Genomic DNA, 17,141 nt, shown 5'->3' with positions numbered 1-17,141 from the left:
TGGGGCGGCGCCGCAGCGGCACAGGCGCCGTGGATCGGCCGTCGTCGGGAAAGTCCAAAATCGCTAGCTGGCACGATACTCAGATGGAGATACCGTTCAGCCGCAAATCGAGCATCGATCATGTCAATTTTTGCATCGATAACATGACGTAAGGTCATGTTATCGGCAGGAAGCGGGCCGGTACGGCTCCGTGAGGTGGCTCAGAGGCGGGTCTTGCCGGAGCGGGTTTCCGCGCGGGGTTCCGGTGTCTCGTTCAGTCCCGGAATGAAGGGGGTGAGGAAGGAGACCGCGAGCGCCGTGGCGGCGCAGCCGATGGCGACGGAGGTGGCCGGCACATGGGTGATCAGCGCCCCCATGGCGGCCATGGACACCGGCAGGGAGGCGACGCCGATGAGGTTCACGGTCGCCATCACCGCCGGCACGTCGGCCTCGTCCGGCTCGCTCTGGAACACGCCGATGATACCCACATTGCCCGCCGACATGGCAAGGCCCAGCCCCACCAGCAGCAGGCAGGCGACGGGCAGGGAGGGCGCGAGGGTGAAGCCGAGATAGCAGGCGGCGGTGAGCACCACCGGCACGGCGATGCGCACCCGCCGCGATCCCGAAAGCGTCAGGGAGGCCATGGCGAGGCTACCGGCGATCATGCCCGCGCCCATGCTGGATTGCAGCCAGGCGAGGGCGTCGATGCCGCCGGTGAACTCCGTATTGGCGAACAGCGGGATGAACAGCGTGATCGGGCCGAGGCACAGATTTATGGCCAGCAGAACGGCCAGCATGGAACCCACCAGCGGGTAGCGCCGGGCGAGAGCAAAGCCGGCCGCCGCCTGGCCTGCCGGGCGTGGCGCGGCCTCCGCCGTCCGGGGCGGCATGCGGACCAGCCGTTCGATGGTGCCTGCCGTCAGATAGGCGGCACCGGTGATCGCCAGCACCGCGTCGAGCCCGCCGGCCTTGTAGACCAGCGCGGCCAGCGCCGGGCCCAGGATGTTGCCGGTGGCGACGCAGGAGTTCAGCAGCGCGGTGAGCTGGTTCGGCCGGTAGGCGCCGGTGGGGGCGAGGCGCACAGGGAGCGCCAGCATGGCCGGGTTGAACAGCGCCGCGCCCATGTTGCCGAGCAGGGTCAGCGCGAACAGCACGGCGATGTCGGCGCCGTGCGGCAGCAGGCCCACCAGCCCGGCGGCGGCGAGATAGAGCACGCCGCGCAGCAGGTCCGCCCAGACCACCACGCGCAGGGCGCCCAACGCATTGATGACGCGGCCCGAGCGCCATGTGAGCACGAGGTGCGGCAGCCCGCCGGCGGCGATGTACCAGGGGACGAGGACCTCCCCCGCGGTGGCGGTGAGGAACCACAGGATGCCCACCAGCGCCATGCGGTCGCAGACCTGCGAGGCGAGCTGGCCGCTCACCAGGAGGCGGGCATTGCCGTCGCGCAGGACCGCGAGGCGGCGCGCGGGCTGGGGGTCAGACGCTGGCCGGGTCACGGGCGCGGACATAGGCCAGGAGATCACGGGCGATGGGCGACTCCACGCAGATGGCGTCGTAGTCGAGCACGGTGCCCAGCAGATGCTGCATGATCAGCGTGTCGCCGCCGCTGGTGCGCGGCAGGACGCCGGTGAACAGGAAGCCGGCTTCCTCCAGCACCGGCACCGCCCAGGCGGCCTCCGGCTGCTCCAGCGGCAGATGCAGCACCACCACTTCGGCCTTCGCGCGGTGCGCCTGGTTGGTCTCGTGCAGCACGCGCTGCTTCAAATCGGCGCCATAGGTCTGCACCGCGACCGTCGCCACCGCCAGATTGCCGCTGATGGCGACGCCGAGCGTGGTCTGCTCCCGCCTCGGCGGCAGGATCGGGGCATCCGGCGCGGCGCGGCCGAAGGGGCAGCCGAGGCCGGCATAGAGCCGCTCCACCATTTCGGCATGGTGCCCGGGAGGATGGATCACCGGCACGTCGGCCCGCTCGGCCACCGGCAGCAGGCCGAGGACGATGGATTCCCGGTGGCCCAGCGTCTCGGCGATGCCGCGGAACGAAAGCGTGGCGGGTGCCAGCCCCAGCAGCAGCGCGCAGTCGCGCAGGCCGAGGCGGCTGGCGAAGCGCTGGGTGAAGGGGTGCGAGGTCACCTGCTCGATGAACACCGCCTTGCTGCCGCGCCTGCGGGCGTAGCCGATCAGTTCCTCGGCAAGCCGCCGCGCCACCTGCCGGCCGCGAAATTCCGGCAGGGTGACGCAGATGGCGAGGTCGCACAGATTGGGGTCCTCGCCGAACACCAGCGCCGCATGGCCGGCCACCGCGCCGTCCCGCGTGGTGGCCACCAGCGAACAGATCTCCCCGCTCTCGTTCAGCCGCACCATGCGGTCGGGAAAATAGACGTGCTCGTAGACGTAGGAATAGCCGTAGGCCTCATAGACGCACTGGGCCACCTTGATGGCCTCGTCCGGCTGCATGGGGTGGATGGAGAGCTCAACCGGCGCGGTGTCGGCCGGCGCAGCGGGCGCGCTGGCCTCCGGCGGAGGCACCGGGCGCTCGATGGCCACCGCCGGGCGGAACTTGACGAGGCGGACTTCCTTGCCCGCCGCCCCCAGGTTGCGGAACTGCACCTTGTCCATCATGTGCTCGATAAGGAATACGCCGAGCCCGAGGCCCATGGCATTTTCCGTCGCCTTGGCCGGATCGTGCCGCTCCACCGTGTCCGGATCGAACGGGCGGCCCTCGTCCCGGACGCGGATCTCCAGGCCCAGCGCGGTGGTGCGGCAGGTGATCTCGACGCAGGCGTGCTCGTGCGGACGGTAGGCGTGCTTGACGGCGTTGCTGGCCGCCTCCTCCGTCGCCAGCTCGATCTGGAACCGCTCCGCCTCCGGAAAACCGGCGTCCTCGGCCACCGCCCGCACGAAGGCGAGGGCCGCCGGAACGGCGTCCAGGCGGCTCGGCAGCAGCAAGCGGTACTGGTTGGGGTCCCAGTCGTGCGGCAGGGCGCTCATGCCCCGTCCTGCCGACGGTCGATGACGCGGCGCAGCTTGCCGGTGCGCGGGTTGGTCTCCAGTTCCCGCCCGCTCACCCACTCCACCTCCAGCGGATGCACGAGATCCTTGTGCAGCAGCTCACCGAACATGGGGCGTGCCGCATAGATGGCGGCGCTGATCTGTGCGGTATGGGCAGCGGCGGCAGCCGGATCACCGGTGCCGATGCGCAGCGTCATGCGGTCGAGGCGGCCCTGGTGGGTGACGACCAACTGGAAACCGCTGATCCCGGCCCGCTCCGTATAGGGTTCGAGGACATGGTGGACGTCCTCCACATAGAGCGTCATCGGCCCGATGCGCGCGCCGTCGTCGGAGCGCCCCAGCAGGCGGAAGCGGCGGTCCTCCGTGCCGGGCGGGTCGATCCACCGCGCCCGGTCGCCCGAGGGATAGCGGATGATGGGCATCAGCAGGCGCGTGAGATTGGTCAGCAGCACGCGGCCCTCCTGGCCGGGCGCCTCGATCGGCAGGCCTGTAGCGTCGTCGACGATCTCGACGATGGTGTGCCGGCCGAAGACGCGGTGCTCGTGCGGCCCGCAGGTGGGGTCGCAATAGCCGATCAGCGCGCCGTCGACGCTGGCGATGCCGACCGAGGTGATGTGCGCGCCGGGGAACACGCTGGCGATGAAGGCGCGCTGGTCGTCATAGAGATCCTCGCCGCCATAGAGGATGCGCTGCACCTTGAGGCCGGTCATGCCGGTCTCGCGCACCAGTTCCGCAAGCTTGAGGATGGTGGTCGGCACGCCGAGCACCACGTCGATGGAAAAGTCCTTCAGCGACTTCGCGATGAAGGCGAGATCGGCCTGGCCGGAGATGGGAAATTCCACCACGTTCGACAGCGCCTGGCGCAGGGAATCGTGCAGGAACAGGAAGCTGGCGTAGAGTTCCCCCGCATAGAACAGATTGGCCACCCGCATGCCGCTGTGCAGGCCGTTGGCAGTCAGGCTCTCGCCGAAAGCCGAGACGAAGGCGGTCCATTCCTCGGCTGTGAACACCGAGAATTTCGGGCTGCCGGTGGTGCCGCCGCTCTTGAACACGATGCCGTCGGAAAGCGGGCCGGTGAGCTGCGCCTCAATGGGGACGGCGGGGTCCCAGAAGGCGGCTTGCTCCACCACCGGCAGGTCCGCCAGCGCCCAGCCGGTGTCCGGCAGCCCGGCATAGAGCTTGCGGTAGTAAGGCGAGAGGGTGCGGGCGACCGCGACGACGGTCGGCAAGGGATAGGTGGTCATGGGAAGAACCTCGGACCTTAGCTGTTTCAGGCCGTCTGCCGGCGGTCGATCACCATGCGCAGCTTGCCGCTCCCGGCGATGCGCTCGAAGGCGCCGGGCGCCACCGGCTCCACCGCCAGATCGAGGACGTGATATTTGATGACCGCCTCGCGCAGCTCCGGATAGCGCTCCAGCAGGAGGGGGGCGACGGAGGCCGGGGCGAGCCCGCTGCCCTCGTCCACCCGGAGCACGATGCGCTCCTTGCCGCCGGACCAGTCGAGCACGGCCTGCAATTCGCCGGCATAGCCGCCGTGGTCGGCGAGCAGATTGGCGATCTTGCGATAGTTGAGGAACTTCATGCCGATACGGAAGACGTCGCCATGGCGGCCCATCAGCTCGAAGCGCGGCGCCGCCCGTCCGCAGGGGCAGGGCTCCGCCACCCAGCGGCCGAGATCACCGATCTCGTAGCGGTCCACCCCCTGGCCGTGGCGCAGCCGCGAGGTGAAGACGAGGCGCCCCACCGCGCCGTCCGCCACCGGCCGGTCGCCATCGAGGTCGAGGATTTCCAGGAATTGCGTGCGCGACATCACGTGATGGACGCCGCCGTCGCAATGGGGGCAGGCATAGGCCAGAGGCCCGGCATCCACGCTGCCATAGACCGCCGAGCGGATGGTGTGGACGCCGAAGTCGCGGCGCAGGAAGTCCTTCTGCGCCTCGTTGAAATGCTCGCCGCCGTAGAAGATCTTGCGCACCCCGCCATAGGCCTTCAGAGCGTCCCCCTGCTCGCGGAACAGGCGAATGAGATAGCCGGGCATGCCGATGAGCGTGTCCACCTTGTAGTCGGCGATGGCCTGCACTACCTGATCCAGCTCGTCGATGGAGGCCATGGGGAAGCACACCGCCTTCATCCGCTCCAGGATGGAGAAGAAGCTGACGAAGCCGCCGTAGAGATAGCCGGCCTTGAACAAATTCATCACCCGGTCGGTGGCCGGGTCGAGGCCGGTAGCGTAGAGGCCCTCGGCGGCGGCGCTCATCTGGCCGTCGTAATCGTGATGGCTGAAGACGGAGAGCTTGGGCGCGCCGCTGCTGCCGCCGCTGCGGAAATAGAGATGGGCGTCCTTCTCCGGGACCGGACGGGCCTGGAACGCTTCCTTGGTCAGGACCGGCGTGTGGGGCAGCAGGCCAGGCGGCGGGGCGGGCACGAAGTCGCCGAAGGCGGCGATGCCCGCCACCAGCGGCTCGGGCGCGCGCAGGCAGACCCGGCGGCTGTAGCGTTGCAACGCATAGACGCCGTCGTGCGGTTCGCCCATGTAGCCGTCCAGCATGCCCCCGGGCGGGGTGACGCGATAGACGCCGGCCTTGGTCAAGAGGCTGGTGAGCGCGGCCAGCTCGCCTGCGGCGCAGCCGAGGCCGCAGGTCTGGAGATAGGGCCGCAGCGGCCGCAGCGTGGCGACGAGGCGGGCGCGCACCATGGGTTTGATCCACAGCGTGCGAAACAGAGGCGAGGCGCGCAGCGGCGCGGCGTAATCCAGCAGCAGGCGCCAACTGCCGTCCGGCGCCTCCACGATGTCGCCTTCGCCCAGTACGGCGCCCAGCCGCACCAGTTCGCAGGCGGTGGTGATCTCCGCCTGTTCCTGCGGACCGGGCACGAGGCGCGCGGGCGTGCGGCCGGAAACCTCGCCCAGCGCGGCGGCGAAGCGGCCGGCGAAGGCATTGAGCGCCGCCTGCACGTCCTCGCCGTCCTCCACCTCCAGATAGAGACATTGCGGGCTGGCGCAGGCCTGCTGCTCGTTGAGGCAGACATCGTGCGCCATGGCGGCGAGCACTGCCGGATCCGCGGCGGCGGCAGGGGTTACATAGCCGAAGGAGATCTTGTGGCCCCATTCGACGATGCGGGCGGAGGAGGGGGCGAGCGCGCGGATGGCGTTCACCGCCTCCTCGCTGCCCCAGGCGGCGACGCCGTCGGCGAGGTTCAGGACCGTCGTCAGTCGGGCCTTGTCGCTGGAGGGGATGCGCAGCGAATAGACGAAGGGCTTCAATGCGCCGTCGGGCGCCGCGTCCACCAGCGCCTTGAGCAGCAACTCGGCGAACGGGCCGTCGGAGCTGCTGGCCTTGAGGATGTTGATGTTGCCGGTGAGCAGGCCTTCCACCACGCTCAGCGGCGCGACGGTCGGCGCATTGCCGGCAGCCACGTGCATCAGCACGCCGAGCGGCGCCCAGCCCTCGAAGATGGGGCGGGAGAAATCGAAGCGGCGCAGCATGGCCGGGTCGTCGGCGCCCAGCTCTCGGCTCAGCTTGGCCGAGAGGCTGTCCCAGGACAGGAAGCCCGCCACGCGGTCGAGCACGCGGTCGGCCTGCTCGGCGCTATAGCCGGCTTCCGCCAACGCTTCCGAGAGCTCAGGATGCGCGCGTCTGGCGATGGCGGCGGACAAGCGGTCGGCGGCGCGCAGCAACACGCCGGTGTCGAGCGTCGCGGAGAGGTCCGTGTCCAGCGTGTCGCCGAGGCCGGCCAAGGCGGTGTCGAGATCGGTGTCGAGATCGGCAGCGAGCCATTCGCCGCGCCAGAGATGCCTGCGGTTCATGCCGCGGTCCTCTTCAGGAGTTCGGCCGCGGCGAGCGAGCAGGTGCGGTTGCGCGACGTGCCGGCGCGCCCCGCGATGCGCAGGGTGGGCGTGGTGAGGCCGCAACCGCAGGCTGCCCCGTGGCCAACCTCCGCCAGGTCACCCATCAGCACGCTGTGGGCCGGCACCGAGGTGATGTAGGGCGAGACGAAGTGCAGGAAGCCGGTCTGGCCATCCTTCGCCACATCGAGCGTGCGCACGTCGCGGATGAATACGCGCGACCAGGCGGGCACGTGGAAATTGTGGTTGGCGCATTCCACATAGGGCACGCAATGCTCGGTGGAGCCGAAGCTCTCCCGGCAGCGCGCGTCGGGGATGCCGAGCTGCGCGGTGATGCGGGCATAGAGCTCGCGCTTGGGGATCTGCTTGTCCGCATGCCCCTTCCAGCCGCCGCCGAGGAACACCAGCGAGCCCTCCGGCAAGGCGAGCGGCGGCAGGCCCATGTCGGCCATGCGCTCCAGGATGAAATGCAGATAGGCGGGAAAGCCGAAGATGCGGACCGGCAGGCCGGCGTCGGCGAACTCCTGCAACGCGCGGATGGCGCCGAACGGGTCGAACTCGTGGCCGTGCCCGGTGGCGCGCAAGGCATAGGCGATGCGGTCCGGCGGGGCGAAGCTCAGCAGGAAATTCTTGGTGAAGGCCGTGCCGATCTTCATGCCGGCGACGGGCTCGTAGGACAGCAGCAGATAATTGGTCGGCTGCTCCGGTGTCTCCCAGCCGTAATGGCGGAAGGTGAAGGCGACCATGCGCTGGGCCGAGCCCAGCGACCAGTCGTCGAAGAACATCTGGCTGCGCTGGCCGGTGGTGCCGGAGGAGGTGAGGTGGGTGCTCACCTGATCCTTCGGGATCGACAGCACCTCGTGGGTCTTGAAGAAATTGGCATGGATTGCGGGGATGTCCGCGCAGCTCGCCACGTCCACGATGTGGTCCGCCGTGAAGCCGCGCCGGGCCATCAGGCCGGCATAGAAGGGCGAGCGCTCCTGATGCCAGGCGACGATCTCGCGCATGCCGGCGACGAACAGGCGGTCCTGCTCCGCTCCCACGTCATAGGGATGCGGCCAGGCGCAAAGAGCATCGACGGCGGCAAGGCGGGCCGGCTCGGGCGGCACCAGTAAGCTGGGAAGAGACACCCGGACCACCCCCGCAACACGTCACTGTTCGGGATCGTGATACCCTAACGCGCCCGGCTTGAACACTGGGCGGGTGCCCGGCCGTGGAGGCCGCGCACCCGGGATGTCCGGGCGCGCTTCGCCGGCTCAGGAGCCGCCGGGTGCCGGGGGGGGCGGCGTCTGGCCCGGCGCCACGATGGGGGCGGGCGAGCGGGTGTGCAGCGCGTCCGCCCGGCGCTTGCCGACGGATTCCCAGAACATGCCGGCCAAGGCGAGGATGGTGACGGCGAGGGTGACGTAGCGCACCCAGCGGGGCGCCGCGCCGCCGGTGTGCACGGTGCCGTCCTCCACGTCGCGCTTGTGGTTCAGCGCCAGGGCGTAGAACACCATGGTGGAGATGACGAAGATCAGCGACCAGCGGGTCTGGTTGCCGTCCGAGCCCACTAGCGCCCACAGCGAATAGACCGCCGCCACCAGCGAGATCATGGTGTAGAGGCCGTATTCGCCGTGCGGCATCTTCTTGTAGCCGATCACCTTCAGGGCGATGGCCGAGTAGATGTAGGGCAGCAGCGTCATGATGACGGCGATGGAGGCGATCTTGCCGAACTGCTCGCTGGCCGTCGGCGACATGGTGGCGAGCACCTGCAGGCTCATGATGACCGCGACGATGGCAAGGCCCATGGAGGGCACGCCCTTGTCGTTGACGCGGGCGAAGATATTGGGGAACAGCCCGTCGTCCGCCGCCGCCTTCGCGGTCTGGCCCACCAGCAGCGTCCAGCCGGCCAGCGAGCCGAGGCAGCCGATGGCGGCGCAGGCGGCCACCACGTTCGCCGCCGTGTCGCCGAGCGCGATCCGCGCCGCGTCGGCGAAGGGGGCGGAGGAGGCGATCAGCGCCTTGTTGGGGATCATGCCCATGATGACGGTGGAGGAGAGCACGTAGCACACCGCCGCCAGCACCACGCCGAACACCGTGGCGATGGGCACGTTGCGGCGGGGGTTCTCCACCACGCCGGCGGACACCGAGGCGGTCTCCACCCCGATGAAGGCCCACAGCGTGAAGTTCAGCGTCGCGCCGATGGCCGGGAAGGTGCCCTGGCCGGAGACGTTCCAGCCTTCCGCATAGGTGCGGCCGGAGAACCAGAACCAGCCGAAGATCGCCATGCCGAGGATCGGCACCAGCGCGAAGGAGGTGGTGAAGGATTGCAGCCGCCCCACCACGTTCGGGCCGAGGATGTTGGCGTAGGTGAAGAACCAGACCAGCGCGATCTGCGCCAGCGCCGAGATCAGCGGGTCCTTGAGCGCGGGGAAGAAGTTCGACAGATAGCCGAGGCCCGCCACCGCCAGCCCCACGTTGCCCACCACATTGGCGAGCCAGTAGATGAGGTTGGTCTGATAGCCCATATAGTCGCCGAACGCTTGGCGGGAATAGGCGTAGGGCCCGCCGGCGGCGGGATCGATGGAGGCAAGCTTGGCGAACACCAGCGCCAGCGCCACCGCCCCGGTGATGGTGACCAGCCAGCCGAAGATGGCGATGCCGCCGGTGGCGGCGAGGTTGGCGGGCAGCATGAACACGCCCGAGCCCATCATGTTGCCGGCCACCATCAGGGTGGCGGCCACGAGGCCGATCTTCTTGGGCGCACTCGCTGGAGCGATGCTTGCTGGAACAGCTGCGGCAGTCGCGTCGGCCATCTGAACCTCCCTTTCCGCTTGCGGTCAGTTCCGGATGCACATGATGCGGTAGACGCCCTCGTCCACCTCGACGCCGTGGGTGTCGTGGCCGAAGCCGGGGAAGCGGCGGTCGAACGCTTCCAGCGCCTTCAGATAACCGAGCACCGCGCCGTCCGCCGGCCCGGCATTCTCGCCGGGCATCAGCAGGGGAATGCCCGGCGGGTAGGGTACGACGCCGGTGGCCACCGTGCGGCCGGCCATCTCGTCGAGCGTCAGGGTCTCCACCGCGCCGCGCACCAGTCGCTCATAGGCCTCCACCGGGGACAGGTCCGGCTGCGGCAGTTGCGAGAATCCGGCGGCCATGGCGGCGGTGGTCTTCAGCTCCTTCATGGCGGCGAACATCTCGTCCGCCAGGTCCTTTAGCCCCATGGCGCCGTAGCGCGCGGGCGCGAGCGCCACGAGGTCCGGCAGGCAAGGCTCCAGCGGCACGTTGGCGTCATAGTCGCGTTTGAAGTCGGCAAGCTCGCTCACCAGCGTGCCCCACTTGCCCTTGGTGATGCCCAGCGAGAACAGGAACAGGATGGTGAAATCCGTGGTCTTCTCCACCACGATGCCCTGGCGGTCCAGATACATGGTGACGATGGCCGCCGGGATGCCGGTGTCGGCCAGCACGCCCGAGGGCGACATGCCGGGGGTCAGTACCGAGACCTTGATCGGGTCCAGCATGCACCAGCCGTCTTCCAGCCCCTCGAAGCCGTGCCAGGCGGCGCCCGGCGCCAGCACCCAGCAGGCGGCGTCGGTGGCGAGCTGAGTCTCGTCGGCGAGGTGGAAGGCGACGCGGGTGCCGGTCTTGGCGTCGTTCACCGTGTCCGGCTGCCAGGTGGTGAAGAACCAGGTGCCGCGCTCGGCAAACTCGACATGGAGCCGGGCCATGATCTGGCGGAAGGCCACCGCCTCGCGGATGCTTTCCGTGGTCAGCGCCTTGCCGGAGGGGCCGTCCATCATGGCGGCGCTGACGTCGTTGGAGGCGATGATGGCATAATTGGGCGAGGTGGAGGCGTGCATCATGAACGCCTCGTTGAAGCGCGCATGCTCAATGGGCCGCCGCCCGTCGCGCACATGGATGAAAGAGGCCTGGGAGAGCGCCGCCAGCAGCTTGTGGGTGGACTGGGTGGCGAACACGCTGGGCTTCGACGCATCGTGCGCGCCCGGCTCGCCATGCATGGCGAAGCGGTCCTTGTAGATCGGGTTGAAGCGGGCGTAGCCGTACCACGCCTCGTCGAAATGCAGCCGGTCCAGGCTCTGGCCGAGCAGTTCCTCCACGCGGGTCACATTGTAGCAGAGCCCGTCATAGGTGGAGTTGGTGATGATGGCGTGCACCGGCGCCGGATCCACATCGCCCTTGACCAGCGGATTGGCGGCGATGGAGGCGCGCACCGCCTCCGGCGTCAAGTTCGAGGGCGGGATGGGGCCGATGATGCCGAGGCCGTTGCGCGAGGGCATCATGTAGGTGGGAATGGCGCCAGAGAGCGTCATGGCGTGCTCGGCGCTCTTATGGCAGTTGCGGTCGCACAGGCACACCTGGTCGCGGGTCACGCTCGCCATGAGGATGACGCGGTTGGAGGTGGAGGAGCCGTTGGTCACGGTATAGGTGCGATGGGCGCCGAACACCCGCGCGGCGTATTTCTCGCCCTGTCCGATGGGGCCGGAATGGTCCAGCAGCGAGCCGAGCTCGCCCACCGAGATCGACAGGTCGGCGCGGAACATGTTCTCGCCGAAGAATTCGAAGAAGGCCCGGCCGGCGGGATGCTTGAGAAAGGCAGTGCCGCCGGTGTGGCCGGGCGTATGCCAGGAATATTCGTGCACGCGCGAGAACTGCGCCAGCCCCTTGAACATGGGCGGCAGCACCTGCTGCCGGTAGCGGTGGATCGAGGCGACCACGCGGCCGGCGATGAAGCGGGGGGTATCCTCCAGCAGCCAGACGAAATCGTCCACATGTCCCATGGCGTCGAGTGGAATGGTGGAGGCGAGTGAGCGGTCGGCGCACAGGAACAGCGGCACCGCCACGTTGCGTGCGCGGATCGAGCGGATGACCGCCAGCGCCGCCTTGTGGTCGGGGTCGCCGTCCACGTCCCAGTCCAGCAGAACGGCCTGGAACGAGGCATCGCTGGCGAACAGGAGGGCGGCGTCGGCGCAGGAAGCGGCGATCACCACGTCCACGTCCTCGTCGCGAAGCTGGTCTGCGAGCGCCCGGGCGGCGCGCCCGGCGGCGGAGCCAGCCGGATCGCCATGAACCAGCAGGGCCCGCATTCCAAGGTCTTCCCGTGAGCGTGACATCCCTGCCTCCGTTGGTCAGTGGCGCCGGATGAATTCTCTCGTGCTCGGCCACTCGTCTCCGACCGCCGGCGCGGAGCCTAGCCCGATTGGCGCGAATGTACATCCATCTTCTTGGGTCAGGGCGCTCCGTCGCAGAGAAATGCAGATTCGAAGTGGGCGACGCGATCGAAGTGGACGGAAAATTGAGGTAGATCAAGCAATGGAACAGTTGCCAACGTCTAGTATGCCGTCTTTGTCCATGGGGCCTCTGCCTCATGCCAGCTGGCATCAACCGCTCAGGCCAGCGTGAGGCGGCTTTATTTGCCCCGTCTGGTGCGGTGCAGCGTCGCGCTGCGCCCTTTCCGTCCGTCGGTCGAGGCCCGAAGGGTGCGGTCGTTCGCGACGGGGCGTCAGTGGCGGGTGAGAAGCTCGTCGAAAGTCGCGGCCATCGCGGCCATGTCCAGGTCGCCGATCACCGGCGCGAGACTGTCGCTTCCCTGGGCCCAGGCCGCGCGACGATCCTTGGTGTCGAGCGCGAGAACCAGGGCGCTGTTGAGCTCATAGAGCCCCCAGGCCAAGCCCGCCGCGCGCAATGCCGATTGCTGCGCCGTCTGGACCAGGCCGCGCAGGCTCAGGTGAGGCTCGGAAACCGGCACCTCGATGTCGCGCCCCGCGGCGGCACGCACACAAGCCGCGCGGTCGAAGGAGACATGTCCGCGGCAGGCCAGCGGGCGCACGGGATGGACGATGCAGACGCCGCGCAGGACGAATGGGCATGGCTGGCGCAGTGCCATCCGCTGACGCTCGCCAAGCCCCTTGGTGGCCCGGTTGGCCTGCGCGATGCGCTTGGGCAGGTTGATGGCGGCCCCCGCCGGTGTGGCGTGGATGAGGCCGATATAGTGCGCCAGCAGAAAGATCTCCGGCGCGGTGGCGGTCACGCGCAGCTTGCAGCACGATGGACAGCCGCGGTGGCAAGCCGGCTGCGGCAGGCCCTCGGTCTGAATGGCGATATTGGCGTCGAAAAGCTCGAATGACCGCGCTGTCAATCGGTCGATCAGCACATCGGGCGCGGCGCCGGCGGCGAGGATGCCGACGAAGCCGTCATGCAGGGTCCGGAAAAAATCGAAGGGGCCCATGGGCATGTCCTCGGGAGTTCAGCCCGCGCGGATCAGCGTCCAGCACGTCCGCAGCAACGTCTAGCGCCTCGTCATAGAATTGATCAAGTCTCCATAATGAGAAAGAATCTGAGTTGCTTCTGCCGTGTGGCGCTGACAATGGTTGTTGACTGTCCAATTTAAGACGCGGGTGTCGTGAAGCATACATGCCTGTAGCATAGCGGTCGGTTTCGGGCGCAGCGGCACGACGGGCGGCTACAGGACCAGCAGGCCGATGGAGGCGGCGGCCATGACGGCGGTGGCCAGCCACCCGATCACCAGCATGGGGCGCGGCAGGGTGAGCCGGCCCATGACGCGCGGGTTCATGGCGATCACCATCATCACCGCCATCAGCGGCGCGGCGAGCACGCCGTTGACCACCGCGCTCCAGTAGAGCGCCTTGACCGGATCGAGGGAGGTGAAGTTCAGGGCGGCGCCGCCGAGCGTGGCGGCGGCGATGATGGCATAGAAGGCCTTGGCCTCGCGCGGGCGGCGGCCGAGCCCCTCCGGCCAGTCGAACAGTTCGCTGACCCCGTAGGCCGCCGAGCCGGCCAGAACGGGCACCGCGAGCATGCCGGTGGCGATGATCCCGGTGGCGAACAGGACAAAGGTGAAGGGGCCGGCGATGGGGCGCAACGCCTCCGCGGCCTGCGCGGAGGTCTGGATGTCGGTGACGCCGTTGGCGTTCAGCGTGGCGGCCGTGGCGAGCAGGATGAACAGGGCGACGAGATTGGAAAAGCCCATCCCGACCAAGGTGTCCATGCGGATGCGGAACAGCTCCGGGCCGGCGCTGCGCGGCGTGATGCAGAGCGCCTTCACCTGGCGCCGGCGCAGCTCCTCCACCTCCTGTCCCGCCTGCCAGAAGAACAGATAGGGGCTGATGGTGGTGCCCAGCACGGCCACGAGCGCCATGGCATGGTCGCCATCGAAGGCGATGCGCGGGACAAAGGTGTTGGCGAGCGCCAGAGGCCAGTCCACATGGGCGGCGAAGACGACGGCGACATAGGCGAACAGCGACAGCGTGGCCCATTTGAGCACCCGCGCATAGCGAGCGTAGCTCATGAAGGTTTCGAGCAGCACGCACACCAGTGCGAACAGCATCACATAGAGCAGTTCCGGGCCGCCGATGAGCAGGCCCAGCGCCGCCGCCATCGCTCCCAGGTCCGCACCCAGATTGATCACGTTGGCCACAAGCAGCAGCAGGATGACCACGCGCAGCAGCCAGGGGGAATAGTGCCGGCGCAGGTTGCGGGCGATGCCCCGCCCCGTCACGCAGCCGATGCGCGCGCTCACCGCCTGGATGACCGCCATGAGCGGGAAGCTGAACAGCAGCGTCCAGGCGAACGCATAGCCGAACTGGGCGCCGACCTGGCTGTAGGTGGCGATGCCGCTCGGGTCGTCGTCGGCCGCCCCGGTCACGAGACCGGGGCCGAGGCGGGATACCGTGAGCGTCTTCAGGCGCTGCCATGCCGAGGGCGCCGTCCTCCCCTCGACCGGAGCGGTGGCGCTGTCCTTCAGATCCGTCATGGCCTCACCATTGGGCACGATTGCTATGCGTTTTTGCGGCGCGATCATCCCGCCTGCCGCCATGATGGCAAGTGGAATGTCGGCGACATCCCTCATTCCCCGCCGACGGTGGCCTCGGGGTGAGGAAAACCTGCCGGTGCTAAGGGGCTTTCGAAGGCGTCTCCGCCATCACTGTCCCGTCGGGCCGGGCACCCGCGTCGATGCGCGCCACTTCCTCCAGGCTGCCCAGGTCGATGACCGATATGTAATTGTCGGGGGTGCAGGAGATGTAGGCCCGGTTTCCCTTGGCGTCGATCATCATGCCCGCGCCGTGGCCGATCCTGAGGCGCTTCACTTCCTGGCGGGACTTGGCGTCGTAGACCAGCAGGTCCCCCGTGCGGATGGAGACCACGAGGACGCGCTGGCCGTCCGGCGTGAACTTCAGGCGGTGCAGGCCGGGGACATGAGCCTCGATCGTCGCGGCGGGCGCCTTGGCGACGAGGTCGATGATGCGGACGGCGCCGCGCGGCGTGGCGGCCCACAGCTCGCGGCCGTCCGGAGACACGTCGAAACCCTCCGCGCCCGTTTCGCTGGGCACCAGCGTCTGCACCCATTCCATGCGCGGCCTGGCCACGGCCGGCACCACGCCGGAGGGGGGAATGCGCTGCGGAAGCTCCTGGAATTCCAGCAGGCTGACGGTGCCGGAATCCACGTTGGTGGTGTAGATGCGCCGCGCATCCTGCGAGACGTGGATCATGTGGGTGACGTCCTGGCCGGTCCCGATGGTCCAGTCGACCCTACGGGCTTCGGGGTCGTAGCGGGCCACCGCCTTGGCGCCCTGGGCGGTGAACCACAGCTTGCCGTCCACATAGGCCAGCCCGTGGGGCCCGAGGAACGGGCCGGTGTCGATGGAAGGCAGGACCTTCCTCGCGTCCAGGTCGATCACGTCGATCTGGTGCAAAAGCCCGGCGCCGGTATTGGACACATAGGCCGTCCTGCCGTCGGCCGACACCGTCACCTCGTGCGGGTCCGGCCCCACGGGGAAGCGCGCCGCCACCTGGAGGCTGCCGGGATCGACCATGGCGAGGGTATGGTCGGACTTGGAGATCGCCAGCAGCCAGCGCTGGGATGTCTGCGCCCGCGCTGGGGAAGGGGGCGAGAGCAGGACAAGGAGGCCCGCGCACAAAGCGGCGGCGGCCATGCGATCAATCATCCGTCTCCTCCATCCGCCGCGCCGCGATTGGCGCAGGCGGCCATGGTCGCGGTGCCGCCCTTTCGCGATCCGCGTCAACCTATCGCTTGGCGCCGACGCCGGCGTGGCCTCCGGCGCTGTCGGCCGAGGGATCACGCCAATGTGAAAGCCTCGTGCACGGCGGATTGCAATGCGCCGCCCAGGACGGCGCCGCCGCCCGCCACATGGATGCGATCGCCGAGCACGGCTGCGCCCACCGCGTGCCGTGGCGTCGGCATCGGGGCATGCTGCTGCCAAGTGTCGGTCTTCGGGTCGTAGCTCTCGGTCTGGCCGAACACTTTGGCCTGCTGCGGCACGCCACGGGTCAGGATGCCGGCTTCGCCGCCCATGGCGAACAGGCGTTCCCGATAGACCACCAGCCCGTGGCCGGAGCGGGTGGTCGGCATGGGCGCGCGCGCCTCCCAGGTATCGCGCTCGGCCAGGTACACGTGGTGGAGGTCGGTGTTGTATTCGAAGGTGTTGAAGCGCCCGCCGATGACGTGGATGACGCCGTCGTAAGCGACGCAGCCCACATGGTCGCGCGCTCCGGGGAGTGCTTTCCGCATCGTCCATTGGTCCGCCTGCGGATCATAGACCTCATGCCAGCCGACGCTCGCCCGTTCGGCGGTGGGCGCGCCGGCACCGCCGATCAGATGGATCCGCCCCGCCAGCACGACCGCCGCTGCCGCGCCGCGTGGCCGTGACAGGGGCGCGATCACGCTCCATCGGTCCGTGGCGACGTCATAGGCATAGGCGTTGGTGTCGGGATTGCGGTTCTGCTCGATGAAGCCGCCGAAGGCATAGACCCGGCCGGCATGGGCTGCGACGGCCACGTGATTGGCGCCGCGCGGCAGAGGGGCGGCATCGAGCCAGAGGTCCGTGCCAGGATCGTAGACATGATGATAGGCGCGGTCGACGCGTCCCTCGCCATAGCCGCCGATGATGTGCATGCGGCCGGCCCAGGCCGTGGCCCAGGCCATTTCGCTGCGCGGCAGCGGCAAGGGGGCGAGCGTGGTCCAGCGCCCCTCGGGGCCTTTCGGCGCGGGGCTGTCGAAAACCCGCTGCGCCTCCTGCGCCGGCTCAAGGTGATGCACGAAGCCGCCCCCCTGAAGCCGCGAATAGGGCGCGGGCGAGGGCGGGGCTTCCTTGAGCGGCGGCGGGCCGGGCTGCTGCGCGAATGCGCCTGGCCCCAGAGCGGCGACTGCCAGTCCGGTGGCGAGAAGGGCACGGCGATCCACGACGACCTCCCGGATGCGCGCAGCGCGGGCAGGAGGCATGAAACCGGCTTCAGCCGGCGGATGCAAGAGGCGCCCGGCAACGGC

11 protein-coding genes are annotated in these 17,141 nt (G+C 68.8%); all 11 read right to left on the bottom strand.

Annotated features, from left to right (window positions below):
- Nucleotides 1–200 precede the first annotated feature (200 nt).
- Nucleotides 201–1,490 (bottom strand): MFS transporter, encoded by a 1,290-nt coding sequence (locus YU1_RS0101890; protein WP_029002632.1) that lies wholly within the window; start codon nt 1,488–1,490, stop codon nt 201–203.
- On the bottom strand, nt 1,459–2,970 hold the full coding sequence (locus tag YU1_RS0101885) for a GNAT family N-acetyltransferase (protein ID WP_029002631.1): 1,512 nt from the start codon (nt 2,968–2,970) through the stop codon (nt 1,459–1,461). Before YU1_RS0101885 ends, YU1_RS0101890 begins: the two co-directional genes overlap by 32 nt.
- Nucleotides 2,967–4,235, bottom strand: a complete 1,269-nt coding sequence (locus tag YU1_RS0101880) for a phenylacetate--CoA ligase family protein (protein WP_029002630.1) — start codon at nt 4,233–4,235, stop codon at nt 2,967–2,969. The genes YU1_RS0101885 and YU1_RS0101880 overlap by 4 nt, the downstream gene beginning before the upstream one ends.
- 26 nt (nt 4,236–4,261) lie before the next feature.
- Entirely contained in the window at nt 4,262–6,796 is a 2,535-nt protein-coding gene (locus YU1_RS0101875; RefSeq protein WP_029002629.1) for an acyl-CoA reductase, read from the bottom strand.
- Nucleotides 6,793–7,965: a LuxE/PaaK family acyltransferase gene (locus YU1_RS0101870; RefSeq protein WP_029002628.1), complete on the bottom strand. Its 1,173-nt coding sequence runs from the start codon at nt 7,963–7,965 to the stop codon at nt 6,793–6,795. The genes YU1_RS0101875 and YU1_RS0101870 overlap by 4 nt, the downstream gene beginning before the upstream one ends.
- Nucleotides 7,966–8,091: 126 nt before the next feature.
- Nucleotides 8,092–9,633 (bottom strand): arginine/agmatine antiporter, encoded by a 1,542-nt coding sequence (gene adiC / locus YU1_RS27450; protein ID WP_035713221.1) that lies wholly within the window; start codon nt 9,631–9,633, stop codon nt 8,092–8,094.
- 24 nt (nt 9,634–9,657) lie between these two features.
- Complete coding sequence (locus YU1_RS0101860) at nt 9,658–11,922, bottom strand: Orn/Lys/Arg family decarboxylase (RefSeq protein ID WP_156921915.1); 2,265 nt, start codon at nt 11,920–11,922, stop codon at nt 9,658–9,660.
- 416 nt (nt 11,923–12,338) lie between these two features.
- Nucleotides 12,339–13,064, bottom strand: a complete 726-nt coding sequence (locus YU1_RS0101855) for a hypothetical protein (RefSeq protein ID WP_035713218.1) — start codon at nt 13,062–13,064, stop codon at nt 12,339–12,341.
- A gap of 234 nt (nt 13,065–13,298) precedes the next feature.
- Complete coding sequence (locus YU1_RS0101850; protein ID WP_084539586.1) at nt 13,299–14,609, bottom strand: NRAMP family divalent metal transporter; 1,311 nt, start codon at nt 14,607–14,609, stop codon at nt 13,299–13,301.
- 139 nt (nt 14,610–14,748) lie between these two features.
- Nucleotides 14,749–15,801, bottom strand: a complete 1,053-nt coding sequence (locus tag YU1_RS27445; RefSeq protein ID WP_198018792.1) for a YncE family protein — start codon at nt 15,799–15,801, stop codon at nt 14,749–14,751.
- Between the two features lie 131 nt (nt 15,802–15,932).
- Nucleotides 15,933–17,057 (bottom strand): Kelch repeat-containing protein, encoded by a 1,125-nt coding sequence (locus YU1_RS0101840; protein ID WP_029002624.1) that lies wholly within the window; start codon nt 17,055–17,057, stop codon nt 15,933–15,935.
- Nucleotides 17,058–17,141: the final 84 nt, after the last annotated feature.

This window comes from Azorhizobium doebereinerae UFLA1-100 (assembly GCF_000473085.1).
Classification (GTDB): Bacteria; Pseudomonadota; Alphaproteobacteria; order Rhizobiales; family Xanthobacteraceae; genus Azorhizobium; species Azorhizobium doebereinerae.
The sequence above is the reverse complement of the archived record's forward strand: the minus strand, read 5'-3'. Positions and strand labels throughout refer to the sequence as shown.